Source organism: Pseudomonas sp. IT-P395, from assembly GCF_949767675.1.
In the GTDB taxonomy this organism is placed as follows: Bacteria; Pseudomonadota; Gammaproteobacteria; order Pseudomonadales; family Pseudomonadaceae; genus Aquipseudomonas.
The window spans coordinates 643,853-669,748 of the sequence record NZ_CATKPW010000011.1 but is presented as its reverse complement, the minus strand read 5'-3'; the positions used below and the strand labels follow the sequence as shown (position 1 = coordinate 669,748).

General features: G+C 57.3%; 22 protein-coding genes and 1 tRNA gene. 9 read left to right on the top strand and 14 right to left on the bottom strand.

Annotated elements, in window-relative coordinates; all coding sequences use genetic code 11:
- Positions 1-124: 124 nt before the first annotated feature.
- Complete coding sequence (locus ACM6IN_RS11620) at positions 125-796, bottom strand: Bax inhibitor-1/YccA family protein (protein ID WP_007915443.1); 672 nt, start codon at positions 794-796, stop codon at positions 125-127.
- A 122-nt stretch (positions 797-918) separates the two neighbouring features.
- On the opposite strand from ACM6IN_RS11620, the gene ACM6IN_RS11615 reads away from it, so the two are divergent.
- Positions 919-1,006, top strand: a tRNA-Ser gene (locus ACM6IN_RS11615).
- A 154-nt stretch (positions 1,007-1,160) separates the two neighbouring features.
- On the opposite strand, the gene ACM6IN_RS11610 is transcribed toward ACM6IN_RS11615, so the two are convergent.
- From ACM6IN_RS11610 to galB, 3 genes are read right to left on the bottom strand one after another with little or no spacing between them, the layout of a single operon-like run.
- Positions 1,161-2,288 (bottom strand): 4-oxalomesaconate tautomerase, encoded by a 1,128-nt coding sequence (locus ACM6IN_RS11610; RefSeq protein WP_414894417.1) that lies wholly within the window; start codon positions 2,286-2,288, stop codon positions 1,161-1,163.
- A gap of 2 nt (positions 2,289-2,290) precedes the next feature.
- The gene (locus ACM6IN_RS11605) at positions 2,291-3,007 is read right to left on the bottom strand and encodes a 4-carboxy-4-hydroxy-2-oxoadipate aldolase/oxaloacetate decarboxylase (RefSeq protein WP_095112026.1); all 717 of its coding nucleotides are present in this window, start codon (positions 3,005-3,007) and stop codon (positions 2,291-2,293) included.
- The gene (gene galB / locus ACM6IN_RS11600; protein ID WP_095112025.1) at positions 3,004-3,738 is read right to left on the bottom strand and encodes a 4-oxalmesaconate hydratase; all 735 of its coding nucleotides are present in this window, start codon (positions 3,736-3,738) and stop codon (positions 3,004-3,006) included. Before galB ends, ACM6IN_RS11605 begins: the two co-directional genes overlap by 4 nt.
- Positions 3,739-3,892: 154 nt before the next feature.
- Here galB and ACM6IN_RS11595 point away from each other — a divergent pair, with 154 nt between their 5' ends.
- Positions 3,893-5,128 carry a LysR family transcriptional regulator gene (locus ACM6IN_RS11595; RefSeq protein ID WP_414916055.1) on the top strand — a complete coding sequence of 412 codons (1,236 nt, stop codon included), beginning with the start codon at positions 3,893-3,895 and terminating at the stop codon, positions 5,126-5,128.
- On the opposite strand, the gene ACM6IN_RS11590 is transcribed toward ACM6IN_RS11595, so the two are convergent.
- From ACM6IN_RS11590 to ACM6IN_RS11580, 3 genes are all read right to left on the bottom strand, one after another.
- Entirely contained in the window at positions 5,103-6,350 is a 1,248-nt protein-coding gene (locus ACM6IN_RS11590) for an OprD family porin (RefSeq protein WP_007915430.1), read from the bottom strand. The two genes, ACM6IN_RS11595 and ACM6IN_RS11590, sit on opposite strands and share 26 nt — an antisense overlap.
- Positions 6,351-6,473: 123 nt before the next feature.
- Positions 6,474-7,736, bottom strand: coding sequence for a gallate dioxygenase (locus ACM6IN_RS11585; RefSeq protein ID WP_007915428.1), 1,263 nt, complete (start codon positions 7,734-7,736; stop codon positions 6,474-6,476).
- A gap of 24 nt (positions 7,737-7,760) precedes the next feature.
- On the bottom strand, positions 7,761-9,098 hold the full coding sequence (locus ACM6IN_RS11580) for an MFS transporter (RefSeq protein ID WP_007915426.1): 1,338 nt from the start codon (positions 9,096-9,098) through the stop codon (positions 7,761-7,763).
- Between the two features lie 342 nt (positions 9,099-9,440).
- Here ACM6IN_RS11580 and ACM6IN_RS11575 point away from each other — a divergent pair, with 342 nt between their 5' ends.
- The 3 genes from ACM6IN_RS11575 to ACM6IN_RS11565 all read left to right on the top strand — a co-directional run bounded on the left by ACM6IN_RS11575 (position 9,441) and on the right by ACM6IN_RS11565 (position 16,144).
- Complete coding sequence (locus ACM6IN_RS11575) at positions 9,441-10,598, top strand: HD-GYP domain-containing protein (RefSeq protein WP_414916054.1); 1,158 nt, start codon at positions 9,441-9,443, stop codon at positions 10,596-10,598.
- Positions 10,599-10,645: 47 nt separating this feature from the next.
- On the top strand, positions 10,646-15,025 hold the full coding sequence (locus tag ACM6IN_RS11570) for a response regulator (RefSeq protein WP_414916053.1): 4,380 nt from the start codon (positions 10,646-10,648) through the stop codon (positions 15,023-15,025).
- Positions 15,026-15,286: 261 nt separating this feature from the next.
- On the top strand, positions 15,287-16,144 hold the full coding sequence (locus ACM6IN_RS11565; RefSeq protein ID WP_414916052.1) for a DUF2806 domain-containing protein: 858 nt from the start codon (positions 15,287-15,289) through the stop codon (positions 16,142-16,144).
- A gap of 227 nt (positions 16,145-16,371) precedes the next feature.
- Here ACM6IN_RS11565 and ACM6IN_RS11560 read toward each other — a convergent pair whose 3' ends face one another.
- The 6 genes from ACM6IN_RS11560 to ACM6IN_RS11535 all read right to left on the bottom strand — a co-directional run bounded on the left by ACM6IN_RS11560 (position 16,372) and on the right by ACM6IN_RS11535 (position 20,002).
- Complete coding sequence (locus tag ACM6IN_RS11560; RefSeq protein WP_414916051.1) at positions 16,372-17,100, bottom strand: hypothetical protein; 729 nt, start codon at positions 17,098-17,100, stop codon at positions 16,372-16,374.
- 190 nt (positions 17,101-17,290) lie between these two features.
- A complete protein-coding gene (locus ACM6IN_RS11555; RefSeq protein ID WP_414916050.1) occupies positions 17,291-17,899 on the bottom strand; it encodes a hypothetical protein in 609 nt (202 codons plus the stop codon).
- A gap of 4 nt (positions 17,900-17,903) precedes the next feature.
- Positions 17,904-18,248 (bottom strand): hypothetical protein, encoded by a 345-nt coding sequence (locus ACM6IN_RS11550; RefSeq protein ID WP_414916049.1) that lies wholly within the window; start codon positions 18,246-18,248, stop codon positions 17,904-17,906.
- 252 nt (positions 18,249-18,500) lie between these two features.
- A complete protein-coding gene (locus tag ACM6IN_RS11545) occupies positions 18,501-18,911 on the bottom strand; it encodes a hypothetical protein (protein ID WP_414916048.1) in 411 nt (136 codons plus the stop codon).
- 138 nt (positions 18,912-19,049) lie between these two features.
- Positions 19,050-19,559, bottom strand: coding sequence for a hypothetical protein (locus ACM6IN_RS11540; RefSeq protein ID WP_414916047.1), 510 nt, complete (start codon positions 19,557-19,559; stop codon positions 19,050-19,052).
- Between the two features lie 221 nt (positions 19,560-19,780).
- Positions 19,781-20,002 carry a hypothetical protein gene (locus tag ACM6IN_RS11535; protein WP_123375424.1) on the bottom strand — a complete coding sequence of 74 codons (222 nt, stop codon included), beginning with the start codon at positions 20,000-20,002 and terminating at the stop codon, positions 19,781-19,783.
- A 218-nt stretch (positions 20,003-20,220) separates the two neighbouring features.
- On the opposite strand from ACM6IN_RS11535, the gene ACM6IN_RS11530 reads away from it, so the two are divergent.
- Positions 20,221-20,682: a hypothetical protein gene (locus tag ACM6IN_RS11530; protein ID WP_414916046.1), complete on the top strand. Its 462-nt coding sequence runs from the start codon at positions 20,221-20,223 to the stop codon at positions 20,680-20,682.
- Positions 20,683-20,698: 16 nt separating this feature from the next.
- Here ACM6IN_RS11530 and ACM6IN_RS11525 read toward each other — a convergent pair whose 3' ends face one another.
- Entirely contained in the window at positions 20,699-21,931 is a 1,233-nt protein-coding gene (locus ACM6IN_RS11525) for an MFS transporter (protein WP_414916045.1), read from the bottom strand.
- 230 nt (positions 21,932-22,161) lie between these two features.
- Here ACM6IN_RS11525 and ACM6IN_RS11520 point away from each other — a divergent pair, with 230 nt between their 5' ends.
- The 3 genes from ACM6IN_RS11520 (at position 22,162) to ACM6IN_RS11510 (ending at position 25,879) form a co-directional block, all read left to right on the top strand.
- A complete protein-coding gene (locus ACM6IN_RS11520; RefSeq protein WP_414916044.1) occupies positions 22,162-23,094 on the top strand; it encodes an AraC family transcriptional regulator N-terminal domain-containing protein in 933 nt (310 codons plus the stop codon).
- A 77-nt stretch (positions 23,095-23,171) separates the two neighbouring features.
- Positions 23,172-23,627 carry a (2Fe-2S)-binding protein gene (locus ACM6IN_RS11515; protein ID WP_007915396.1) on the top strand — a complete coding sequence of 152 codons (456 nt, stop codon included), beginning with the start codon at positions 23,172-23,174 and terminating at the stop codon, positions 23,625-23,627.
- Complete coding sequence (locus ACM6IN_RS11510) at positions 23,627-25,879, top strand: molybdopterin cofactor-binding domain-containing protein (RefSeq protein WP_414916043.1); 2,253 nt, start codon at positions 23,627-23,629, stop codon at positions 25,877-25,879. Before ACM6IN_RS11515 ends, ACM6IN_RS11510 begins: the two co-directional genes overlap by 1 nt.
- Positions 25,880-25,896 lie beyond the last annotated feature (17 nt).

Sequence of the window (25,896 nt, the reverse complement as noted above, 5' to 3'; positions counted from 1 at the left end):
GTTTAGGTGAGTTCCAAAAATACGCCACTATTTTCAGATCATTTTGTAGGCGAAAGGCCACTACGCTTTTCGACGAGCAACAAAAAACCCGCCGAAGCGGGTTTTTTGTTGAAACGACTAACGATCAGTCGTCGCGGCTCATGATGCCGAAGATCTGCAACAAGCTGATGAACAGGTTGTAGATCGATACATACAGGCTGATGGTCGCCATGATGTAGTTGCGCTCACCGCCGTGGATGATGGCGCTGGTCTGGAACAGGATGCACACGGACGAGAACAGCACGAAACCTGCGCTGATCGCCAGTTGCAGGCCGCTGACCTGGAAGAAGAAGCTTGCCAGCGTTGCACCCAGCAACACGAAGAAACCAGCGGTGATGAAGCCACCGAGGAAGCTCATGTCCTTACGGGTGATCAGCACGTAGGCCGACAGACCACCGAACACCAGTGCGGTCATCGCGAACGCCGAGCTGACCACTTCAGCGCCGCCCTGCATGCCCAGGTAACGGTTGAGGATCGGGCCGAGCAGGAAACCCATGAAACCGGTCAGCGCAAAAGCGGACACCAGGCCCCACGCGGAATCACGCAGCTTGTTGGTGAGGAAAAACAGCCCGTAGAAGCCGATCAGCACCACGAAAATGTTCGGGTAGCCAACGCGCATCTGCTGGGCAACGAAAGCCATGACGCCGCTGAATGCGAGGGTCAGAGCCAGTAGGCCATAAGTGTTGCGCAGGACGCGGCTAACCTCTAGCTGCTCAGCCTGCACGCTGTTATTAACTGCGTAATCCTGTTCGCGCATGGCGACACTCCTGTTGGTTTGAAACGTTCAGTCGCAAAGATCATAACAGACGCTCTGTAACAAGCCATGCAGAGAGTTTGACAGTGTGTTTCATTCAGGTATTATGGCGCCCGCAACGCAACGGAGGTGTGGCCGAGTGGTTTAAGGCAACGGTCTTGAAAACCGTCGACTGTAACAGGTCCATGAGTTCGAATCCCATCGCCTCCGCCATATTCTGTACCGACAAAGCCCTGATTATTCAGGGCTTTGTCGTTTCTGGGGTTTGAGATTTCCAGATTTCTTCGCTGGTTGGCGGCCACCCACTAAAAAGGTCAGCCAAGGCTTGCCACCGAAATAGGCAGGAGCAAAGTGAAAAATGGAGTTTTCAGCTCTTTACGCGTACTTGCGAGAGGCACTCTCCTGATTGACCAACGGCTTTACCACGCCAGGTCGCTGATGGAATGCAGACGAAGCCATCAAACAGTAACCGAGCCGTGCGCATCAGTCCGCACCCAACCAATCGCTCGTCCTGCAAGCGCACCTCCACCGTGAACTCGCCCGTCGGATGTTCGATCGACAGGCGTTTCACCTCGCCCTCCTCCACCACCGCCATGACCGCTGCCACACTGCCTTTGATCAGGCAGGCGGCGGCCACGCTGACTGCGCCGAACACGCCAATGCTGGTGTGGCAGCGATGGGGAATGAAGCTGCGTGTGGTGATGGCCCCACCGACCTGCGGCGGTGCAATCAGGCACATTTTCGGCACATTGCGCTGACTCACATCATCCAGATTCATGCGCCGCCCCGCTTGCAGGCGGATGGACTCCAGACGCTGTTTCAGTGAAGCATTGACGTCGAGTTGCGCGGGACTCTCATAGCCACTGCAATCCAGCTCTTGCGCGTTGATCAGCACCACGGGCATGCCGTTATCGATGCAGGTCACTTCAACGCCGTCGATCACGTCCCGGGCGTTGCCGGTCGGCAGTAAGGCGCCGCAACTGGAGCCCGCGACATCCTCGAATTCGACAATCAACGGCGCGGCCTGCCCCGGCACGCCGTCAATACGGGCGTCGCCGTCATAGCGCACTTCACCATCAGACGTTGGGACATGGGCGATGGCGATCTGTCCGGTGTTTTCCATATAGATCCGCACAGGGGTGACATCGGCTGTCGCCGCCACCAACCCGCGCTCGATGGCGAACGGACCGACACCGGCGAGGATGTTCCCGCAGTTCTGACCGTAATCGACACGCGGCTCATCCACCAGCACCTGGGCGAAAAGGTAATCGACATCAGCACCCGCACGGCTCGACGGTCTGATGATCGCCACTTTGCTGGTCAGTGAATCACCGCCGCCAATGCCGTCGATCTGCCGCGCATCCGGCGAGCCCATCACCGCCAGCAACACGCGATCTCGCAGCGCAGGCTCTTGCGGTAAATCGTCGGCCAGAAAGTAAGTGCCTTTCGACGTACCGCCGCGCATCAATAGACAGGGGATGCGGGTCTGCGCCATGCTCAGTCTCCCAGTTCTTCGAGGCTGTCGACGTAACGTAAACCCTTTTCCGCCAGGCGCGCGCGCATGTTGTAGATGTCCAGACCCAGTTCGCCCTTGGCCAGGCGCAGGGCCTTCTGTTCCTCCAGGTCGGCCCGGGCGCGACTGGCTTCGACGACTTGCTGCAGCTCGGTGCGTCGTACGACCACCACCCCATCGTCATCAGCAACCACCACATCACCCGGGTGCACCAGTTGCCCGCCGCACACCAGTGGCAGGTTGACCGAACCCAGGGTTTCCTTAATTGTGCCTTGCGCGCTGATGGCGCGGGACCAGACCGGGAAGCCCATTTCGCGCAGGGTATGGGTGTCGCGCACGCCGGCCTCAATCACCAGCGCCCGGACGCCGTGAGCCTTGAGCGAGGTGGCCAAGAGGTCACCGAAGTAGCCGTCGGTACACGGTGAACTCGGCGCAACCACCAGAATATCGCCGGGCCGGCATTGTTCGACGGCCACATGGAACATCCAGTTGTCACCCGGCGCAACCAGCACCGTGACGGCTGAACCACTGATCACCGTGCCTTGTTGAATCGGCCTGATCGAACTCGCGAACAGTCCTTTGCGGCCCTGTGCTTCATGTATGGTCGCGACCCCGAAGCGTTTCAACTCATCGACTAGCGCCGCTTCGGCCCGCTGAATATTGCGCACAACAACGCCTGTCTTGCCGATATGTTCGCTCATCCCAGATTCTCCGTGACACGCGGGAAAATACTCTGGTAACCCTCGCCATAAACGATGTTGCGGGTTGAGGTGATCCCGACATTACGTTTGGCTTGCACACCGCGTTGCAGGGCGACGCGCGTGTAGTACTCCCACAAATGCTCCTGTCCGGCCATGCACTGGATGGCCGCGTACTTCTTGTCCCAGACATCAGTGATGTCGAGCAATACATCGGGGCGCCATTCGCATTGCTCGGGCTGGTGTGGCTCGAAACTGTAGACCGGCGGTGCACCGACGATTTTCTCACCCGGTTTATAGCCTTCGGCCTGGGCGATGATGCGCGCCTCCTGGGTCAGGTTCATGGCCAGCGGGTGATCGTAGTTGTACGGGTCTTTGAGCGAGTGACTGAGGACGAACTCCGGTTGCACCCGGCGAAAAACATCGGCTAGACGGAACAAGGTTTCCTTGTCGGCGCGCATCGGGTAATCGCCGATATCGAAGAACTCGACACTGGCCCCGAGAATGTCGGCGGCGGCCTGAGCCTCTTCGCGACGTGCGGCTTTGACCTTGTCTTCGCTCATCTCGCCCTTGCGCCACAACTTGGCGGATTCGCCGCGCTCACCGAACGACAGGCAGACGATATGAACGTGGTAACCCTGCTGTGCATGCAGAGCGATAGCGCCACCGGCACGCCAGACAAAATCGGCTGAGTGGGCGCTGACAACCAGCGCGTTTTTGGTTGATTCGATCATTGCGGATACTCCTTTGCGTTGCGAAAGAGCATCGCATCGCACGCCGCCGACGGAGTAATGCGTTCGAGTGTTCGAGGTATGCGTTTTTTTTATTGCCACTCGAAAATAGCGGCGGCATAGTCGTCGGATTCGCCGACCCGCAGAGTCCTTGCTCATGGAAATCTTTGAACTGCCGAGCCTGATGCACGTGCGCGCCTTCGTCCGCGTGGCTGATCACGGCAGCGTCTCCAAGGCGTCAGTCGCGCTGTACCGGGCGCAATCGGTGGTCACCCGCTCGATTTCCGAATTCGAAGAACGGCTAGGCGTAATGCTGTTCGAGCGGCACGCCAACGGTATGCGCCTGACCAATTTCGGAGAGCGTTTGCTGCCCCGAGCGCGACGGGTGCTGGCAGAGCTTGGGAGCGTGCCGACATTGCTCGGCCAAGGTGAAAAAGCTGCGATTGAACCGCTTTATCTGTTCCAGGCGCGACGCCTGCAAGTGTTCGTCAAACTCTGTGAAACCCAGCACATGCAGACAGTGGCCAACCTGTTGGGGCTGAGTCAGCCTGCGGTCAGTTCGACGCTGAAAGTCCTCGAAAACGGCTGCGGCCAATCGCTGTTCGAGCGCACGCCGCGCGGCTTGCAACCGACCCGCGCGAGTCATGACATCCTGTTTGCAATCCGCCGTGCGCTGAACGAACTGCGCCATATCGACAGCGACATCACCGCCCTTCGCGGTGCCTTGCACGGCGTCGTCCACGTCGGTGCCCTGCCCCTCGGCCGCACGCGCATCCTGCCCGAAGCCATCGTGCGTCTGATGGCCGAGCACCCGGGTATTCAAGTGATCACCAATGAGAGTCCCTTCGACCTGCTGGCGACTGAATTGCGCGCCGGTGATGTGGATTTCATTTTCGGAGCGCTGCGTTCGTCGACCTATGCCAGCGACCTGGTCGGTGAGTCACTGCTGACAGAGGAAATGGTCGTGCTTGCGCGGCGTGATCATCCGCTCTACGGCAAAACCGGCCTGCAAGATCATCTCGCTAACGCGAAGTGGGTATTGCCGCGCGCCGGTTCGCCGGCCCGCAAAATGCTCGACGACTGCTTCGCCGGTTTCGGCATTCCGGCGCCTTCCCCGGTGGTGGAAAGCGCCGACATGGCGATCATTCGCGGACTGTTGTTACGCTCGGACATGCTCGCAGCCGTTTCAGCGCATCAACTGGAACAGGAAATCGCTAGCGGCGAGTTGTGCATTTTGCCGCTGGAATTGAAACAGACCGCCAGGGCCATCGGCCTGACGTACCGCAGCAGCTGCCTGCACTCACCGGTCGCGCAGGCGTTGATGGAGGTGATCCGCCAGGTAATCCGAACTCAGGCCAATGAAGCGGTTAAAGCAGGTTCAACGGATAGCTGATGATCAAGCGATTCTCGTCGAACTCATTGCTGCTGTAATCGCGGCGAATGCTCGAGTTGCGCCAGCGCAGGTTGAGGTTCTTGAACGCGCCGTTTTGCAGCGTGTAACCCAACTCGGATTCGCGGCCCCATTCTTTACCGTCGGTGACGGCTCCGCTGTGCACATTGTCGCCGCTGATATAACGGTTCATCAGGGTCAGACCGGGCACGCCGAGGACGGCGAAGTTGTAGTCATGGCGCAGCTGCCAGGATTTCTCCCGCGCATTGTCGTAGCTGTTGTTGTAGCTGTCGTTGGCCAAGGTTCCGCCGCTGGTGCCGTTGACGCGCATCCAGGCATCGTCGCCGCTGAGCTTTTGCAAACCGAGGTAAAACGTGTTGCCGCCGTAGCGTGCCGACAGCAATGCCGAGAACGTACGGTTGTCCAGATTGCCTGCGCGGGCACTGCCATCCTCGCGACCCCAGAAGTAGCCAAGATTGGCGCCCAGCGTCCAGTCACCCAGTGGTTGGCTATGAACCAGTTGCAGATACTGTTGCTGATAGATGTCCTTTAGCTGAGCATTCCACACGCCGATCATCGTGCGCTTTTCGTTGAACGCGTATTCGCCGCCGACGAAGTTGAAACGGTCAGAGGTAAACGCGGTTTTGCCCTGCATGAACATGTCTTCCATGCTTGAATCGTTGCGCGGACTGTTCTGCCGGAACTGACCGCCATACAAGGTCAACCCGGCGATATCCTGTGAAGTGACCTGACCGCCACGAAAGGTTTGTGGCAACGAGCGACCGTCGTCGGAACGCAATATCGGCAACACTGGCATCCACTCGCCGAGCTTGATTTCGGTCTTGCCGATTTTCATTTTCCCGGCGACAGCCAGGCGCCCAAATTGATCGGCAGGTCGGCCATCACTGTCCAGCGGCAGCAATTGCGTGCCTCCCGTGCCTTGACCGCCGTCAAGCTTCAGCGAATACAGGCCCAGCACATCCACACCAAATCCGACTGCACCTTGGGTGAATCCAGAGCGGAAATCGAGAATGAAATTCTGCGTCCATTCCTCGGCTTTGCCCTGCGCATTGGCCGGGTTGGTGAAATTACGATTGATGTAGAAGTTGCGCAGATTGAGATTGGCGCTGGCGTCTTCCACAAAGCCTGCGGCGCTCGCCTCGACAGGCAGCACACAAACAGCGGACAGCGTGAAGACTACGCGAGTATTGGCGGTGATTTTCATTGTTATTGTTATCCATTTTTTTGGGATGAAGCAGTCCGCTACGCCCGCATGAGCCGGGCGCAGTGAAATCATTCAAGGGTGTTGCGAAGCGGCCCGGAGCGAGCCGTCGATGACGCCGTGACGTTAGCGCGGGGCCTTGCCCGCTACCGAATAGAGCACCTGCTGATTACGGGTTTTCATGAACGCCTCCAGGCTTTGTCCGCGCATCGCTGCGTAGATCTGCAGATTCGGCACCCCAACCACGGCAGCGAGTTTTTCCAGCACGAAGAAAATCGCCCCGTAGTGAATCAATCCGCGCCAGTCGCGGCGGCGCAGCAGATCCCGCTCTTCGTCGCTCAGCCCTGCTTCATCGAACAGCGCTTCGGGTTGGTCGAGGAAACGCTGACGCCAGTGCGGCTCGATCATGCGATGCAAAAACTTGTTCAACCGATAGCCCTTGGCGCTGCGCTCCAGGGTGAACGGATAGGTGCCTTCGAGCTTCTCGATACCCGCCAACTGATGCTGCATGTGCTGCAAGTGCCGCGCAATGACGTCGACGGGAACGGGCCGATCCTGATTTTCCAGCAACAGTGTGGCAATGCCGGTCATCGACGGCAGGTAGTAATCCTGGTGCAGGTTTTTCACCGTGGCCGACAGCGCGCCGCGCATGATCAGCCAGGTGATCACTTCCGAACCTTCCATGCCCCCCAGCGCGGCGTACTCGGCGTGGGTCATTTCGGTCAGGCGCTCGGGATCATTGACCAACAGATCAATGAACTGCTGGTCCCACTCCGGGTTGTTGAAACCACAGCGTTCGCCGTGCACCTGGTGGGAAACGCCGCCGGTCGCGACGATGGCTACTTTCAAGTCCTCGGGGTAGCTTTCGATCGCCCGGCGCAGCGCCTGGCCCAACTTGTAGCAGCGCCGCGCACTCGGCACCGGGAACTGCAACACGCCAACCTGCAGCGGCACGATCTCCACCGGCCAGTCCGGCTCGCACGGCAGCAGCGCCGACATCGGCGAGAAGAAGCCATGATCGAGCGGCTTGTCACGGAAGAAACTCATGTCGAATTCATCCGCTACCAGGCTCTCACCGATGTGCCGCGACAGCGCCGCATGGCCAGCGATCCCCGGTAACTCGCGTGGATTACCGCCCTCATCAGCGACTTCGTAACGCTCATCGACACCGAGGGAAAATGCACCATAGTGATCAAAGAAAAACGACGTCACGTGGTCGTTGAATATATAGAACAGCACATCCGGCTGCTGCTCCTTCAGCCACACCTTGATCGGCTCGAAGCCACGGAAGATCGGCGCCCAGGCGGCCTCATGCTGCTTGTCGTGATCGACCGCAAAGCCGATGGTCGGGGTGTGAGATACAGCAAGGCCACCAATGATGCGTGCCATAACGAGTTCCTTTGTCGAAAAAGATTAATGCGTCAGCAAGGCCCGATTGACTCGGCGCCGTGCATGACCGTTGGCCATGATCGCCAGTGCAGCGATAAAGGCAGGCACGCTCAACAGGGCAAACAGCAGCGGCAACCCCAGCCCAAGGCTGAGCACCGCGCCACCGATGAGTGAACCAAAGATAGCCCCGAAGCGGCCGATACCCAGCATCCAGCTGACGCCCGTGGCGCGGCAATCTGTCGGGTAGTAGCCCGGCGCGAAAGCATTGAGGCCGGTTTGCGCCCCACTCATGCAGAAACCTGCCGCCACCACGCCGAACGCCAGCAGACTGGATTCAAGGCTGAAGGCGCCCAGCAGCAGAATGAAAGCGCCACCCAGTGCGTAGGACGTGGCAATTACCGCGTTTGGATTACGCCGGTCCATCGCCCAGCCGACTACGATGGCGCCGACGGTACCGCCAATCTGAAACAGGCCGGTGATGGTCGCGGCGCGTTCGATGGACAGCCCACCTTCACGCAGCAGGGTCGGCATCCAGCCCATGGTGAGGTAGATCACCAACAACCCCATGAAGTAAGTCGCCCACAAAGCGAGCGTGCCGAAGCGATAGCTTTCGGTGAACAACAAGCGCAGCGGTGCTTTTTGCTGAGCCTGCGGTTCGGCGATGACGAATTTCGTCGCTGCGCTGAACGTGCCCCCCAGCTTGCTCAGCACCTTGGCAATCTGGCTGGCGGGCGCGTTGCGCGCGGCAAGAAAACGCGCCGACTCAGGCAGCAACAGCCACATCAAGGGCAGTAACAACATCGGCAGAATCCCGCCAGCGAGCAGCACCGACTGCCAACCGTGATGGGGAATCAACCACGCGGCGAGAAATCCGCCCAACCCCGACCCCATGTTGAACCCGGTGAACATGATCGTGATGAACAGTGACCGATTGCGTTCCGGCAAATACTCGGAAAGCAGTGTGGTGGTGTTTGGCAACGCTGCGCCCAGCGCCACACCGGTCAGCAGACGCAAGGCCGCCAGTTCGTAGGGATTACGCGCAAAGGCGCAGGCTAGGCTCAGCACGCTGAAGCCAGTCACTGCCGTCAGTAGCACCTTTTTGCGGCCGATTCGGTCGGCGTAAGGGCCAGCGGTCAGCGCGCCGATCGCCAGCCCAACCATGCCCGCGCTCATCACTGGGCCAAACGCTGCTTTTGACAATCCCCACTCTTGAATCAGCGAGGGGGCAATAAACCCCATCACCGCGACGTCGAAGCCATCGAAAAGCACGATGAAAAAACATAAACCCATAATCAGCCACTGGTACGGCACCACTTTGCGGTTGTCGATCCACGCTTTGATATCGACCGTTTCACTCGTCATGCTCTCACCTTCTTATTTTTGTAGAAGTCCCGACGGACAAGGCCTGTAAGTAGACCGTCCACGCTGAACGATGAAGGTGACTGTAAAGCCGCAGGTATACCGCCCGCCTCTGGGAAATCCTTAAGCAGGTATCGGTTTTTCTTATCGGGGGATCAAAAGAGATAAACGGGGCGTGGTAGAGCGTGGGATTGATGACCGTGGCGCGAGCGGCCAATAATCGAGTACCTCATCGAACAAACCTCCCTGCTTCGACCTACCGATTGCCGCTTTTCTAGCTACGCTTGCCGACAAGAGTCTGGCGTAAGTACGCCTACTGCTTATCAGTCAAGGGAGCCAACATCCATGGATAGCATGCAGGGCGTTTATCCATCAGCAACCGTTCTGGTGGTCGACGATACCCCAGACAACCTGATGCTGATCGCCGAGTTACTCAAGGACAAATACCGGGTCAAGGCCGCCAACAGCGGTGAAAAAGCCTTGCGCCTTCTGCAGGCCGACCCGCTCCCCGACCTGATTCTGCTGGACATCATGATGCCGGGCCTGTCCGGTTATGACGTTGCCGAGCGGCTCCAGCATGACGCCCGCCTCTGTCATATACCGATCATTTTTCTGACCTCCATGACCGCCACGGAGGACGAAATTCGCGGCTTGAGCCTCGGCGCTGCTGACTACATCACCAAGCCGATCATTCCTCCGGTGCTCATGGCCAGGGTCGAGACTCAGGTCAAGCTCAAGGCCGTCGCCGACTTTCTGCGCAATCAAAACGATTTTCTGGAACAGGAAGTGCAACGCCGTACCCGCGAAGTGATTGCCATCCAGGATGTCACCATCCACGCCATGGCCTCGCTGGCCGAAACCCGCGACAACGAAACCGGCAACCACATTCGCCGCACCCAGCACTACATAAAATTGCTGGCCGAACTGATGCGCGAGCATCCGCGCTTTCGTCACTTTCTCGACGAGGAAACCATCCAGCTGCTATTCAAGTCGGCACCGCTGCACGATATCGGCAAGATCGGCATTCCTGATCGCATCCTGCTCAAGCCCGGACGTCTCACGCCGGAAGAGTTCGAGATCATGAAGACCCACACAACCTTGGGACGCGACGCCATCCAGCACGCCGAGGACCAATTGGGGATCGGCGTCGACTTCCTTCGTCTGGCCAAGGAAATCGCCTACGGGCATCAAGAAAAATGGGATGGCAGCGGCTATCCGCAAGGGTTGGCCACCGACGATATTCCGATCAGCGCGCGTTTGATGGCTGTGGCGGATGTCTACGATGCGCTGATCAGCCGCCGCGTATACAAGCCTGGCATGCCCCATGAGCAAGCAGTGGAAATAATCCGCGAAGGTCGAGGCAAACATTTCGACCCGGACATCTGCGATGCATTTCTGGCCAATACCGAGCAGTTCCAGAACATTGCCGTGCAGTTCGCCGACAGCGATCAGGACTTGGCCAGACAATTGGCCTTGCTTGAACAGATCGCTGACCAACCCTGAGCCGTGTGCCGCTCTTTGCCCCCCCCCACTGCTGAACGAGGCCCGTTATGAACAGACTGTTCGAGACGCTCGAGCGCCTGTCCCTGCGCAGCAAATTGATCATCGGCTTCGCGGCGCTGCTGATGTTGGTTCTGATACTGGGCGTGCAAAGCCTGCGCACCCAGTATTCGCTCAGGAACGAAATGCAGCAGTTGTACCAGCAGGATCTGGTGGGTATCCAGCATGTGCAGGAAGTCCGGGTGCAGTTGCCGTATCTTTTGCTGGCCATGCAACGTGCGATCGCGACCAACAACGCGGACATTCGCATCAGCGCCAGAGCGCAGATGAGTGTCGCCCAGGAACGACTCCACGAAGCCCTGGAACAGGTGCGCCCGACACTGCGGCGACAGAGCAGTCTGAGCAGTCTGCTGGAGTTCGAGAGGGTCTTGCAGCGTCTGCAAAAAGATGGCGATGCGGCGCTGGAATTCGCCGGCAAAGGCTCCCTCGGTCAAGCCTGGATGTTGCTTAACAGTCAGGATTTTCTCGCGCTGGAACAGGGCAGCGACGGGCTGCTCACGCAGATCGAGAACAACAAGCAAGCCGACATCCACGATACGGCGAAGAATCTGGCCGAATATGCGCAGCGCAGTACCACGATCACCTATGTGTTGCTGCTGGGCGGGTCGACACTGGCTTTGCTGTTGACCTGGCTGGTCAGTTATTCCATTCGCGTGCCGCTCAATCGTGTCCGTGTGGCGGTAGACGAATTGGCGTCCGGCAAACTCGACGGGCAGATCCCCCACACCGACCTTCGCAACGAAACCGGTGACCTCGCCCGAGCCATTGCCACGTTGCAGGTGGAGGCTTGTCAGCTTGAGCGCCAGCGCTGGGTTAAAAACCACACTTCGCTTCTGCAAGTGGATCTGCAACAGGCGGAAACCCCGCAGCAGTTGGCCCAGGCTTTTTTTAGCCACATCGCGCCGCAGTTAGGCATGTGCCAAGGGGCACTTTACGTTCTCTATGAAGGCGCCTCGCGCCTTCGATTGGTGGGCGGTTACGCGGTGGACAGTGAGCATCCGCTGCCCGTTGAACTTGCGCTCGGTGACGGGTTGCTTGGCCAGTGCGCACTGGATCACCAACCCCGCCACCTGCAGAATTTACCCGAACCGTTTTGGCATGTACGCACGCAGTTGGGCGCCGCTCCCGCCAGCGTCCTGATGGTTCAACCCGTGCTGCGTGGCGAACGCCTGCTCGGGGTGGTGGAAATGGCCGGTTTTCGCCAACTGGAAGAGAACGAAGCGCTGCTCTTGCAAGAAGTGTTGCCCAGGCTGGCCGGCGCCATGGCCATCATGGAGCGCAGTGAGGCGGCCCAGGCGCTGCTGCTGGAGACTCGTCGTCAGGCGGACGAAATGGGCGCGCAGACTTTGCAATTGGAACACCAGGCCAGTGAGCTGGAAGCCCAACAGGCAGCATTGCGGGCCACCGAGGCCTGGTACCGCGGCATCATCGAGGCTGCACCGGACGGTATGCTGGTGCTGGGGGCTGACGGTCGCATTCTGATGACCAACCCGCAAATGGACAGCCTGTTTGGCTATGCCCCCGGCGAGTTGATTGGCGCCAGCATCGAGCGTCTGGTGCCGCAGGCTGCCCGCGAGCGTCATGTCAAATTGCGCGACGGTTTCATCGCCAGCGGCGGCACCCGGCAGATGGGTGGCGATCTGGAGGACCTGAGCGGCGTGCGTAAAGACGGCAGCCTGTTCTCCGTGGAAATTGGCCTTTCCCACCTGCCCCGCCTGGAAGGTCGTGGCGTCTGCGTCTGTGCCTCGGTGCGCGACGTGAGTGAGCGCAGAGCGATGGAAGCCAGGCTGCGGACTGCCAGCGATCGCCTGAACCTGGCGCAAGAGGCCGGCGACATCGGTCTGTTCGATGTTGATCTGGTCAGCGGCACAAACTATTGGACGCCGCAGCTTGAAACCCTGTTTGGTCTTGAACCGGGTGCCTTCGGTGGCACGCTGCAGCACTGGCAGGCGCTGGTGCATCCCGAGGATCTGGCGCGGGTCAGCAGCACCTTCGACAGCGCCGTGCAGAGTGGCGATGACCGCGTCGAATTCGACTTTCGCATCGTGCGCAAAAATGACGGGCAGATACGCACGTTCCGCTCGCTCAACCGTTTCTCACGCACGCCGGACGGCCAGCCATTGCGCGCAACCGGCATCAACATCGACGTGACGGCGCTGGCAGAAGCAAGAGCAGCAGCCGAAGAAGCCACTCAGGCAAAGAGCGAGTTCCTTGCCAACATGAGCCATGAGATCCGCACGCCGATGAACGCCATCATCGGCATGAGCCACCTGGCGCTGCGTACCCATCTGGATAATCGCCAGCGCAACTACATTGAAAAGGTGCACCGCTCGGCGGAGAACCTGCTGGGAATCATCAACGACATCCTCGATTTTTCCAAGATCGAGGCCGGCAGGATGAGCCTCGAACAGGCGCCTTTCCGCCTCGAGGACGTGCTCGACAGCTTCGCCGCCATGATTGGCCTGAAGACCGAAGACAAGGGTCTGGAGTTGCTGTTCCAGATCCCGCCCGATCTGCCCACGGCCCTGATCGGCGATCCCCTGCGCCTGGGGCAAGTGCTGATCAATCTGGGCAACAACGCGGCCAAGTTCACCGAGCACGGTGACATCGTGGTCGGCGTGGAAGAAGTGGGTACACACAACGAACACGTGCAACTGCACTTCTGGGTGCGCGACACGGGCATCGGCATGACCGTCGAGCAGTGTTCACGCCTGTTCCAGTCGTTCAGTCAGGCAGACAGTTCGATCACTCGCAAGTACGGCGGCACCGGGCTCGGCTTGTCCATTTCGAAGAAACTGGTGGAGCTGATGGCCGGCCGAATCTGGGTGGAAAGCCAACCGGGGGCCGGCTCGACATTCCATTTCCAGGTGCAGCTCGGCGTGCAGCAAGGCGTGCAGCCGCGCCGTATGTTCAAGGCCGGTGAGCTACTGGGCATGCGGGTCTTGGTCGTGGATGACAATGCCAGTGCGCGTGAAATTCTCTCGGGCATGGCGCGCAGCTTTGGCCTGGAAGTGGATGTCGCGCAGAGCGGTGATCTGGCGCTGCGCATGTTGGCCGACGCCGAGCACAAGGCACTGCCTTACAATCTGGTCTTGATGGACTGGCGGATGCCCGGCATGGATGGCATGGAAGCCGTGAGCAAAATGCATTCCGCCAGCCTGATGCGCACGCCATCGGTGATCATGATCACCGCATTTGGACGCGAAGAAGCCCGCGAAGAAGCCGAGCGCCAAGGCATCCAGTTGCCGGTGGTACTGACCAAACCCGTCACGCCGTCCTCGCTGCTCGAAGCCATCGGCGTGGTGCTGGGCAGAGAACCACAGGGTGAAACGCGAACGGGCGAACGCTCCCTGCACAATGCCAACACCGTCGCCAGCCTCAATGGCGCGCGGCTGCTTCTGGTCGAAGACAACGATCTCAATCAGGAACTGGCCAGCGAGCTGCTGGAGAGCGTCGGAATACGCCTGCGACTCGCCACGCACGGTCAGGAGGCCCTGGACATCCTCGCCGAGGATGGCGACTTCGATGGCGTGTTGATGGATTGCCAGATGCCGGTGATGGATGGCTACACGGCAACCCGAAAAATTCGCCAGCAACCGCGCTTCAACACTTTGCCGGTGATCGCCATGACCGCCAACGCGATGGACGGTGACCGCGAGCGCGCCCTCGAATGCGGCATGAACGACCATATCTCCAAGCCACTCAACGTCGAAACCATGTTCGCCACCCTGGCAAAATGGATCAAGCCACGTACCGCTCAAGCATCGCTGAACGCAGGATTCGCCGATGGCTTGCCCGAGCAGCTTGAGGGCATCGACCTCGCGGCAGGTCTCGCCACCTGCATGGGACGACGGGATCTCTACCTACGCCTGCTCTGCAAGTTTCGCGACACTCAGACAGGCTTTATCGAGCAGTTCCACGCCGCACAGATCGATCCGGATGCTGGCGCCGCTGAACGACTGGCGCACAGCTTGCGCGGCACCGCCGGCAACATCGGCGCCAAAGCCGTGGCGCAAGCCTGCGCTTTGCTGGAACAGGCCTGCCATGACGGCGAGCCGGCTACGGTGCTGCAAGGGCTGGCGATGCAGGTCGAGTATTGCCTGCAGCCGATTCTGGTCGCACTGGCCGACCTCAAGGCAGACAAATCCGCCGGCGCAGGTGATGAGCCGCAGAACGACTCGGCAATCAACGAGCAACTGAACAGACTCGCGGGTCTTTTGGACGAGGGTGATACGGCGGCTTTGGATGCGCTTGCTGGATTGCGCAATATGCGACTTGATCGGGCGTTAGAAGAACGCCTGGCTCTGGTCGCGGTACAGGTGGAAAGGTTCGATTTTGATCGGGCTTTGAAGCTTTTGCAGAATGGGTGATTTGAGCAGGGAGGTCGGCGTAGAGCCTTCTTGCTACTGATCGTTTTTGGCCGATAGCTACTGCTCCAGAATGACCGCTTTCGGCCAAAAGCGATCATTCGTGCCCGAATAGGGTGCTTATAGCATGCCTTCGATCCTCGATATGATTCTCTACATAAACCCGTAATTTAATCTCAGAAGTCGCTACACTATTTTCTGTATGGAAAGCCAATTTGGGTAGGAATATAAAGTGGTTTATCGCCAACTGAGGGGGGCGACACAATGGCTGACGGTCTTTCGCTAATAGACTTGAAAGGTGTTTCAGAGCCACTAACAAAACTGATAGAGTCAGTTTCCAAAGGTATAGGTGCGTTATACGAACCAACAGGGAAAGTCAGAAACGCTAAGGCCGAAGCGAAAGCCATGCTAATACTAGCAAAGGCTGGAGAAAAAGTTGACTCAGTGACTCTCAGAGCATTAGAACGTGTAAGCCATCAAGAGATAAGACGACAGAACAACATTGATGCTATCGTTAAAGGAGCTGTCGAATACTTACCCGGCGAAGTTTCATCGGAAGAGGTTAATGAAGACTGGGTTGTTAACTTTTTCAATCTCGGGCAGGACATTGGAAATGCCCAAATGCAAAAAATCTGGTCTAGACTCTTAGCAGGAGAAGTTGCTCAGCCCGGCAGCTTTAAATCTCGCACAGTTCAGGCCGTTAAATCTTTAAGTGTAGATGATGCAAATTTATTTACATTGCTATGCGAGTTTTCGTTTGTCACCGATGGAGACGAACGAGTTTTTCCAGTATTTTCTCACGAGTTTTTTAATTATGTTCGAGCTAATGGATTAAGCACCAAGGCTGAGACTCACCTACAAAGTATTGGGCTTTTAAATAGCGGCGTCATTTGGTATGGCGCTACAAGGTCTGAGGATAAAATATATCTTCGATACTTTTCAGAGAATTACTATACTTCCCCTAAGCCATCGAAAAAAACCGTGAATAAAGTTTTCATGCAGGCATTCCCCTTCACTGAAATAGGAAGAGAACTCGCAAATATTGCCGGAGGCCGGCCAAATAAAGAGTATATTAATCTACTGCGCAGGGATGGATGTATCTATCCTGTAGAGGAAAACTAAGCTTAGTCTGTATGTGTGGTTAACTCGCACAATTGCCCAGACAGGTCTTGGGCCCATCTAAATACGGAGATAGTCCGATTCGACAGGCGGCTAAATCAATCCTTGATGTAGCCGCCGCAATTGGCAGGCAGCAGCCAATACTTGCTAATTTTTTCAGTCAGCGACCGGCAATGTCTACCGGCGACTGAACGGCCTTAATCATTAAACTATATTCAAAGATGAATTAATTACTGAGCACGTTCCAAAGGATGGATAGTATAGGAATCGACATTCGACTCCAATCGGAACAACGTTTTCCCGTGAGATTGATATAACATAAGATATTTGTCCCCGACTTTAGAGATCAGCCTCAACGATTGTGGCTTTCCGTAATCAGGACCTTTAGTCATCAGCGGGAAACTTTTTTCCGGATTTTCCAGAGAGCTACTAGCGTCAACACTCCCTAGAGTAGCGGCTGATCCATAGACTACAACCAGAGAACCTACCAGCCAGGCAATACCCGAAGTCAGATGTGGCGCGTTATTGCGCTTTACTGCTACAAAAACGTGCGAGACATACATGCCGAACGAAATTAAGAACGCGTAATAAATAACTTTCGACAAAGCATTCAATAAATTAAAATTCCAAAAAAAGCTTGCCGCTGTAACAATTGCCAAAAACACAATAGATATATAGATCAATCCTTTCTTCACTGCTTGATATGAGGTACCATTAAGAAACAACTCTAGAGAAGACAAAGTCGCTGCAAGTATCGGAAGAGTAACAGGGAGGGAATAGGAAACGGTTTCCTGAATGGTTAGATGAGAGTGCACCCAACCACAACCCAGCCCGTCGAAATATGCGGAAGAGTATTTTTTCCCTAAGAGATAAAGTAATGGCGCAGCAATGGTTGCAACCTGAGCTATCGCTGAAATCGATCCGACTTTATCATCTTGTGTAATTTTTAGATTATCCATTTTCTTCTCGTACATTTAGCCAGTACACACTATTTTACAGCCACTATTCTGCATGGCCCCTCTACACCTAAGGCTTTTAACATTAGACCGTATGAAGCGCCATTTTTCCTTGAATTTGGAATCACGAAATACCTATATTGGCTAGCCGTGAACAGTCACTGGCTATTCCACAGTTTTAATCTGACCTGATCTATCTGTAGATTGCTGAAGTTGAGAGTTCTCCATTCTCACAATGTGGATCGTATTGTTCGTAATAGACTGCGCAAGTTGCTCCTCGACCTTGCTGAAGCGTATTCCCTCGCCAAGGATCCCTCGTGCTTCCAGATCTAGGGCAAAGATCCATGATCTTGGTTTTCGTTACGTCCAAGATGCCAACTAGCTTGTGTATAGGCACGTGCAAGGCCGGCTCAAAGTCTGTCCTCATCAAATTTCTGAACGCCGTATTGAGATCAGCGGGAAATTTAACCATTACCGTACCGGTCTCAGTACGTTCCACCAGATCAATGATCTGGCTCACTGAGTCGCGAGTAGGGTGTTCACACACAGATGCGTGCAATTCGCCACCCATATCAACGGGGATCCACCCCCTGTAAGGGTTGAAAGCCTTCAGTTCGCCAGTAATGATCCGGTAGCTGGGCACCGAACGTGCTTCGTAACCGTTTAGCTCATCATTGAGCCATTCCTCGATGTCCTTGATCTTAAGTTTTCTGGACACGAGTAATGCTTTACGCAACAGGTCCGGAAGATGAATCGTCCGGTCAAGTACGTCGCTCTGAAGCTCCAATACCAGACTGTCCATGGAGTCAGAGCACTCCCATGAAGGCAATTAGTGTTGGTAGGTATGAGGCGAGCACATTGCCAGTAGCTCCTTCCAGAACAGTTTTGATCGATCCCAGGCACTCTTTGATGATGCCGATCTTCGGTGCCGGCGAGCTATTCTGCACCCTAGTTGTCTCGACGTCAGAACGGAGACCCTGTGCAACATCTTGATCGTTGATCTTCGAGATATCTTGGGTAAAGGCCTCTAAAAACTCATTCAGATCAAGATTTTGTACACTCTGGTCGAAGTGCTGACTGGAATGCTGAGCATCTTGCTGCACTTGCGAGTCGTGCATGGATCCGATGGAGATGTTGTTCGTTTTGCTCATAAGGGCGGCCTCACTCCGAGATGGCGACTTGATACTGCATCATCCATCTTCGACAGAAGAGAGGAAACTTGGAAACGCTACCGGACATTTTTCGCCTCCAATCTGTAGCGTCGACCTAGCGCTGTAGGTGTGTCCGCGCATGGCCGGAGTCGGACGCCCGTGAGCGGCCACTATTGGCCAATTGCAGCCCTCATTACAGGCAGCAATCGGCGATTAGATGTTGCAGAGAATATCTAATAAATTGGAGACGAATTACTCAACGAATTTTTCATATGCACGCATTCCACACAAGGCATCCCATGTTTTCTGTGGAATCAATTTTCTTGCCCAACCGTAGTACCCCCACGTTTTGGCGATATCCTGCTGCCAACAGGCATCACACATTAACGAATGAAAATGAACGTTATTACTCATGATATCTTGATAGATAGCATGCAAACTCTTAGGGTTATTACAATAGCATTTGAATTTCTTGTCTCTTTTACGCTCTTGAAGCGGCCCTACGAGACGCTCATAGATTTTTGGATGGCGCTTTTTAAGACGTTGATTTACCGAGTCCAAAACATCAATTCGATCTTTACTAATAGCGTTATCTCGAAGATTCAGCAGACTCTGCTCGGAGTCATATCTTCCTTGATTGATTCTGGAAACAATGCCACTCATACATGATCTCCATCTTACCAAAACGCTTGAATAGGGTCAGTTAAGCTTCCGTTTCAGATCTACAGACTTCTATCCAATTCAGACAGACACCGACGCTTTCGGCAAAACAAAAGTCGGCCGTCGCTAGGCAACGTACGATCATGTGATCGCTCTCCAACAGCGTCGATACCAACGCTCGTTTGACTGCTTCTCTCTCAGTTTTTTAAGGTCTTCTGCGACCTGCATGGCTTGCTCAAGAAGCAATGCGTTCTCTTCATAAGCACATGGGTCATTGGTGCCTTGGTATAATTGCCCGCCCTCAGAAACATCTCTCACGACACTATCCGCAAGCTGGTAGAACCTAACAATTAGGGCCGCTTGCTCAGCGTCTAAGCAACCAATGTTCTGAATGTTTCCCGCATAAACCCTACAGTAATGGTCTGCCACCGATATCCTGTATTCCTCGGCCAGTTTTGCCGGTTCATTGCGATAAAGCTTGGCTCGCAGCCTCAAATCCTGCAAGAAGTGACGATGCCTAGTTATCTCCGTGAGTGCCATGATCTCAGAGTAAATGGCTCTACCAACAGTACTGTGCTCCCGAGCCAGCTTCAGCCACCACGCAAGGATAGCCAGTACGACAGGCAATGAGAATTTGACTACTTCGTCCACTACGCCTCCTAACTGCGAAAACTTCAAAAAAGCCCTAAGAACTCTGCTTTTAGTATCCATCAGCTTTCATTAAAGCTCATGCACTATCACCCTATTGAAGAATATGAATCGCCCTTTTGCCCGCAGAGACATCAAGCGTCCGCTTCTGGCCAAAAGCTGCCGCACCGTGTCTCCCGTCACCAAGCTGTTGATCCGTGATTCGACTAAGGGGCAGCAACCTGTCAATCCGCAATTGTCCACGACTTGCCAAGTGCCAGCCGGTGACCATCGTCAACCCTTAGGCGAGAGAGAAGGCTTTTGGGCGCTGAGAGAGAAAAGAACACCCAGTGGCCAGAACCATCCGCCATGGGTTCGTTGTCGGCGACATAAAGCGCAACCTCGCTCTCAGGCATTTTTAGGGCGACAGACAGTTCCGCCTGGGTCAACTTTCGATAATCGTTCATCAGATCACTCCTTGATCCCGGCTCCATGCCGGTCCTATAGCAATAGCGCAAAAACTGGAAACCCTCCACCGCCCGGGCATGCTCCGGCGTAGTCCGCGCTCCCTAAAGCCCCCAATTCACCCAACACCCCTTATGTAACCCAAAAACACGCCGATACCGTCCAGCAGCACGGAAGCACCGCAGCAGCACTGACTCCCTAGAAGGAAGGAACCCAAACAATGTTGGAACACCTCTGGCGCAACATCCATTCCCCGGACTACTTGCCCAACGTACTGGAATGGATGCTCCATATTCTCCTCAGCCCGTTCATGGTGATCATGTGCCTGATGGTCGGGGCGCTGGCGGGAAAATGGTGGCGAGCCCTGCCCTACGGCAGCCTGACTTGTTATGTGGTCTTTCTGAGCCGGTCTTCTTTCTATCGCTGGGAAAGCATTTTCCCCTTGGCCGGCCTGCCTGCGCTGGCGATAGATGGCGCACTGCTTGCGCTGCTCGGCTTTTATTTGAAAGGCGTACTCAGAGCCCGCGCTGAAGCAAAACCCGAAGGCCATTGGCTGCGCAGGCTTTATCAAGGCCTTAAGGTTTTTCTGCTGACGATCATGGTGATGTTCTGGGGATTGGTCGTGCTGTTTGTCGTGGTCTTCACGGTCTCGGTCGCGACCCAACCGTCATTGGTGCATTGAGCAGCCTCCTGCTCGATCAGACAAATCGGGACTCCGGATCGCCGGAAACAGCGGCCGACTCAACAAGATGAACTTCAGTGGCATTGCGCCCCGCCAACCAGGCCAGCACAGACGCGACAACCAGTACCGCAGCACTGAGCTCGAATGTCGCTTTGTATCCGCTCAGATCAAAAGCCAGACCGCCAATGATTGCGCCTCCGGCGATCGCCAGTTGCACAATGGCCACGAGCAAGCCGCCTCCGGCTTCCGCGTCATCCGGAAGCGTCTGCGCCAGCCATGTCCACCAGCCGACCGGCGCGGCAGTGGCAACCAGTCCCCAGAGGCCGAGCAACACGGCGGTCAGCAGCGGGGACTTGCCGAAGCTGACCAACGCCAGCGCGATGGCCGCCATGATCAGCGGGATGACGGTCAACGTGCGGTAGAGGCCACGGCCCATAAACCGTTCGATGAGAAAGGTGCCGATAAAACCGGCCAGTCCCAGCCCCAGCAGCATCAAGGACAACGTTGAAACACTGACGCCGGTCACGCCCTCAAGAAAGGGACGCAGGTAGGTGAACAGCATGAACTGGCCCATGAAAAATACGCTGACGGCGACCATGCCCAAGGCCACTGGCGGCTGCTTCATCAGGCGCAGAACGTTGCCGCTACCGGCTTGGCGCTCGGCCTTGAACGACGGCAGGCTTATCAGCAGCCAGACGGCGGCCAGCACTGCGACCGGAACCACACAGAAGAATGCCCCGCGCCAGCCGATCAGCGAACCCAGGAAGCTACCCGCAGGCGCGGCGATGACCGTGGCCAACGCGTTACCGCCATTGACGATGGCCAGCGCTCGCGAAACCTGTTCAGGCTTGACCAGACGTATTGCAGTCGCCGCCGACAGTGACCAGAAACCACCAATCGCTATCCCGATCAGCGCACGTCCAAACATGAATGACGGGTAACCCGGCGCGACCGCGACGACCGTACCAGAGACGATCATCAACAACGTCAGGCCCAGCAGCAGCTTCTTGCGTTCGACGCGAGCAGCGACCGAGGCAATCAGCAGGCTGGTGATCAAGGCAAAGGCACCGGACACGGAAATGCCCTGCCCGGCCTGGCCTTCGGTGATGTGCAGGTCGGCCGCAATCGGCGTCAGCAGGCTGACCGGCATGAATTCTGAAGCGACCAAGGCGAATGCGGCCAACGACATGGCCAGCACAGCGCTCCAGCCGCCTGTTCTTTTAGATGGATCTGTAGATGGAAACGTCATGTGAACTACCTGTGGTGCGAAAAACCTGTGGATGTGATGCGCAGGGGCAAGCAGTTTGTAGTCCCTTCCGGACAATGCCCCCGTAACAGATAGACACATTCTCCCGGTCAATCCGGCCCTTCCCTAGCGCATTCCTCTTGAATGCTTGCCTGATCCTCTGGCGATGCAGGGTGATGGATAGGAAACGTCTCGCGCGCGGATTAGAGTTCGGTCAACAGGAGTGACCCGACATGATCCCTACCCCTCTGCCCCAGGAATCGCCTTTGGCATTGCACATTGACCCGCGCGTGAGCGCACCGGGTGACTTCGCCACGGCCATCCCCGGTTTGTCGTTGTTTCGTCGCGACCAACCGGCGCCGCCCGTGGTGTGCATGATCGAACCGAGCCTGATTCTCGTCGGTCGCGGCGAAAAGCGCTTGTGGGTCGGCGGTGAAGGCTACAGCTATGACCCGTCACGGTTTCTGGTGACGTCGCTGGACCTGCCGGCCAATTCCGAAGTGATGCTCGCCAGTGCCGAACAGCCCTGTGTCGGCCTGGTGCTGAAACTGGATGTCAGCATGCTCGCCGAGGTCATCACCAAGAGCGGTTTGCCGGCCAAACGGCAGCCAGCAACGGGCACGGGCGCCGCGATTGGCAGCCTGTCCTCTGCGCTGGAGGGCGCACTTGATCGGCTGCTGGCATTGCTCGATGAACCCGAGGCGATCCCGGTGCTGGCGCCGCTGATTCTGCGCGAAATCCACTATCGGCTGCTGCACACCGACCAAGGCGCACGGCTGCGGCAGATCACGGCCGTCGATGGTCAGGGTTATCGCATTGCCAAGGCCATTGACTGGCTGAAGGTCAACTACACCGATGCCCTGCGCATCGACGATCTGGCCGCGCGGGTGCAGATGAGCGCGCCGACCTTTCACCATCATTTCCGTCAGCTCACCGGCATGAGCCCGCTGCAGTACCAGAAATGGCTGCGGCTCAACGAAGCGCGGCGGCTGATGCTGGTCGAGCGTCTCGACGTTTCGCGGGCGGCGTTTGCGGTCGGCTATGAAAGTCCGTCGCAGTTCAGCCGCGAATATGCCCGGCTGTTCGGCACCGCGCCGAGTCGTGACATTGCCCTTTTGCGTGGGCAGCCATTCGAAGCAGAAGCCCTCGGCACAGTAGCGAATTGAACGAAAAACGCTGATACGCCTCGCCGCGTGTCACCGCTCATAACAATGCAAGTCAACCGATGATCAGCGGGTGAACCATGGAACTACGAATCAACCAGAAGACCTATCAGGTCGATGCCGACGCCGATACGCCCTTGCTGTGGGTGATCCGCGATGATCTGGGCATGACCGGCACCAAATACGGCTGCGGATTGGCGCAATGCGGCGCCTGTTCGGTGCTGGTGGACGGCAACGTCGTGCGCTCGTGCGTCACGCCGGTGGCGGGTGTGGTCGGCCGCGAGGTCACCACCATTGAGGCGATCGAAAGCGATGACGTGGGCAAACGGGTGGTCGCGACCTGGGTCGATCTGCAGGTCGCGCAGTGCGGCTACTGCCAGTCCGGGCAGGTGATGGCCGCCACCGCGCTGCTCAAACAAAACCCCAAACCGAGTGATGCGCAAATCGAAGCGGCGATGGTCAACCTGTGCCGCTGCGGTACCTACAACGCCATTCATGCCGCCGTGCATGAGCTGGCCGGCAAGGGAGACGCGTGATGAACGTTCGAATCGACCCTTCACTGCAAGCCGCAGCACTGGATCTGCACGAACCGATCAATGTTTCGCGCAGGCGTTTTCTGACCGGTACCGCCGTCGGCGCGCTGGTCCTCGGCTTCGGTCTGCCGCTGGGTGCGACGCGCGTGCAAGCTGCCGTTGCAGCGGCGACGGCCGAGCGCGGCACGCAAGTGCCGGCGTTTCTCGAAATCCGTCCAGACAATCGCGTGCGTCTGCTCTGCCCGTTCATGGAGGGCGGACAAGGTACGTTCACGGCGATGGCGCAAATCGTCGGTGAAGAGCTGGATGCCGACCCGGCAACCTTCCTCGTCGAAGCCGCGCCGCCCGGCGAAGCCTATGTGGTGTTGGAAAACGGCATGCGCATCACCGGCGGCAGTATGTCGGTGCGCATGAGCTACCCGGTTATGCGCCGCCTCGGCGCCCTCGCCCGTGCCATGTTGTTGCAGGCGGGTGCGCAACAGCTTGGCGTGCCAGTCGGCGAGTTGACCACCGAGCCTGGCAAAGTCGTGCATGCCAAGTCGGGCCGCTCGTTGGCCTACGGTGATCTGGCCGAGCGCGCAATGGATCTGCCGGTTCCCGATCCGGCTTCCGTGACGCTGCGTGATCCGAGCCAGTTCCGCTGGATCGGCAAACCGGTGAAGCGCCTCGATGCCTATGACAAATCCACGGGCAAGGCGCTGTACAGCATCGATCTGAAAGTCGACGACATGCTCCATGCCGCCGTGCAACATGCCCCGCGCTTGGGAATGACAGTCGGCAGCCTGCGCAACGAAGACCAGGTCAAGGCAATGAAAGGCGTGCATTCCGTGCATCGTCTGCCGGGCGCCGTGGCGGTGCTCGCCGAGCGCTGGTGGCACGCCAAACGTGCGGTCGAGGCGATTCAGGTTGATTGGCAAGAACCAACGGCCGAGAGCAAAGTACGACCGATGCCCGCTGACTTTTCCAGCGATGCCTGGTTCAAGCGCCTTGCTGAAGATAAAGGCCCGGCCAAAGATGATGAACATGAAGGCGACGTGGCGTCGATTCTCAAGGAGACCAAGACCCGGATCGACGCCACTTACCACAACCAATACCTGAACCACGGCCAGTTGGAGCCGCCTTCGGCACTGGCCCGATTCAATCCGGACGGTTCGCTGGAAGTCTGGTTGCCGAATCAGGCGCCGGACATGTTCCGCGCCGACATCGCCAAACGCACCGGGCTGGATCCGTCGCGCATTACGTTGCATTCGCCACTGCTGGGTGGCTTCTTCGGTCGGCATTTCCTCTACGACTCGGCCAGTCCCTATCCGCAGGCGATTGCGCTGTCCAAGGCCGTTGGCCGTCCGGTCAAACTGATCTGGAGTCGCGAAGAAGAGTTCCTGCGTGACGTGCTGCGCCCGGTTGCCGCAGTGAATTTCCGTGCGGCGCTGGACAGCGACGGCTGGCCGCTGGCAATCGAAGCGATCAGTGCCACCGAAGGGCCGACCGAAGCCCTTGCCGGCAAGCAGGGTGAAAAACTCGACCCCACAGCGCTTGAAGGCTTGTCGGGCAAGTCCTATGCGATCCCCAACAAGCGCATCGCGCAGATCTACGTCAAAGGCCCAGCGATGCTCGGTTACTGGCGTTCGGTGGGCAATTCGCTGAACGATTTCTTCTATGAATCGTTCCTCGATGAACTGGCCGACAAGGGCGGCAAAGACCCGTTCGACCTGCGCCTGCATCTGCTGCGTGACAACAAGCGTTTGACCACGCTGCTGCAAGCGGTGGGTGAACTGTCAGGTGGCTGGAAGCGCGGGCCGTTTACCGCCGAGGATGGCAGCAAACGTGCGCGCGGCGTGGCCATGGCTTCGCCGTTCGGTACAGAGACGGCGGTGATCGCCGAGGTGTCCATCGAGAACGGTCAGGTCAAGGTGCACGACATCTGGCAGGCAATTGATCCGGGCAGCATCGTCAACCCGGCGATTGTCGAGGCTCAGGTCAATGGCGCCGTGGCGTTGGGGCTGTCGCAAACCCTGGTGGAGGAAGCCGTGTGGGTCGATGGCAAGCCCCGCGCGCGTAACTACGACTTGTATCCGATCCTGCCGCCTGCGCGGATGGCTCGGGTCCATGTGCGTGTGGTCGAGAGCGGGGAAAAAATGGGTGGCATCGGTGAACCGCCGTTGCCAGCGGTCGCGCCCGCCGTCGCTAACGCGGTGGCAAGGCTAACCGGTCAGCGGGTGCGCAGCCTGCCCATGAGCCGACACACCTTCACTTGATCAGCGCCGGAGCGTCC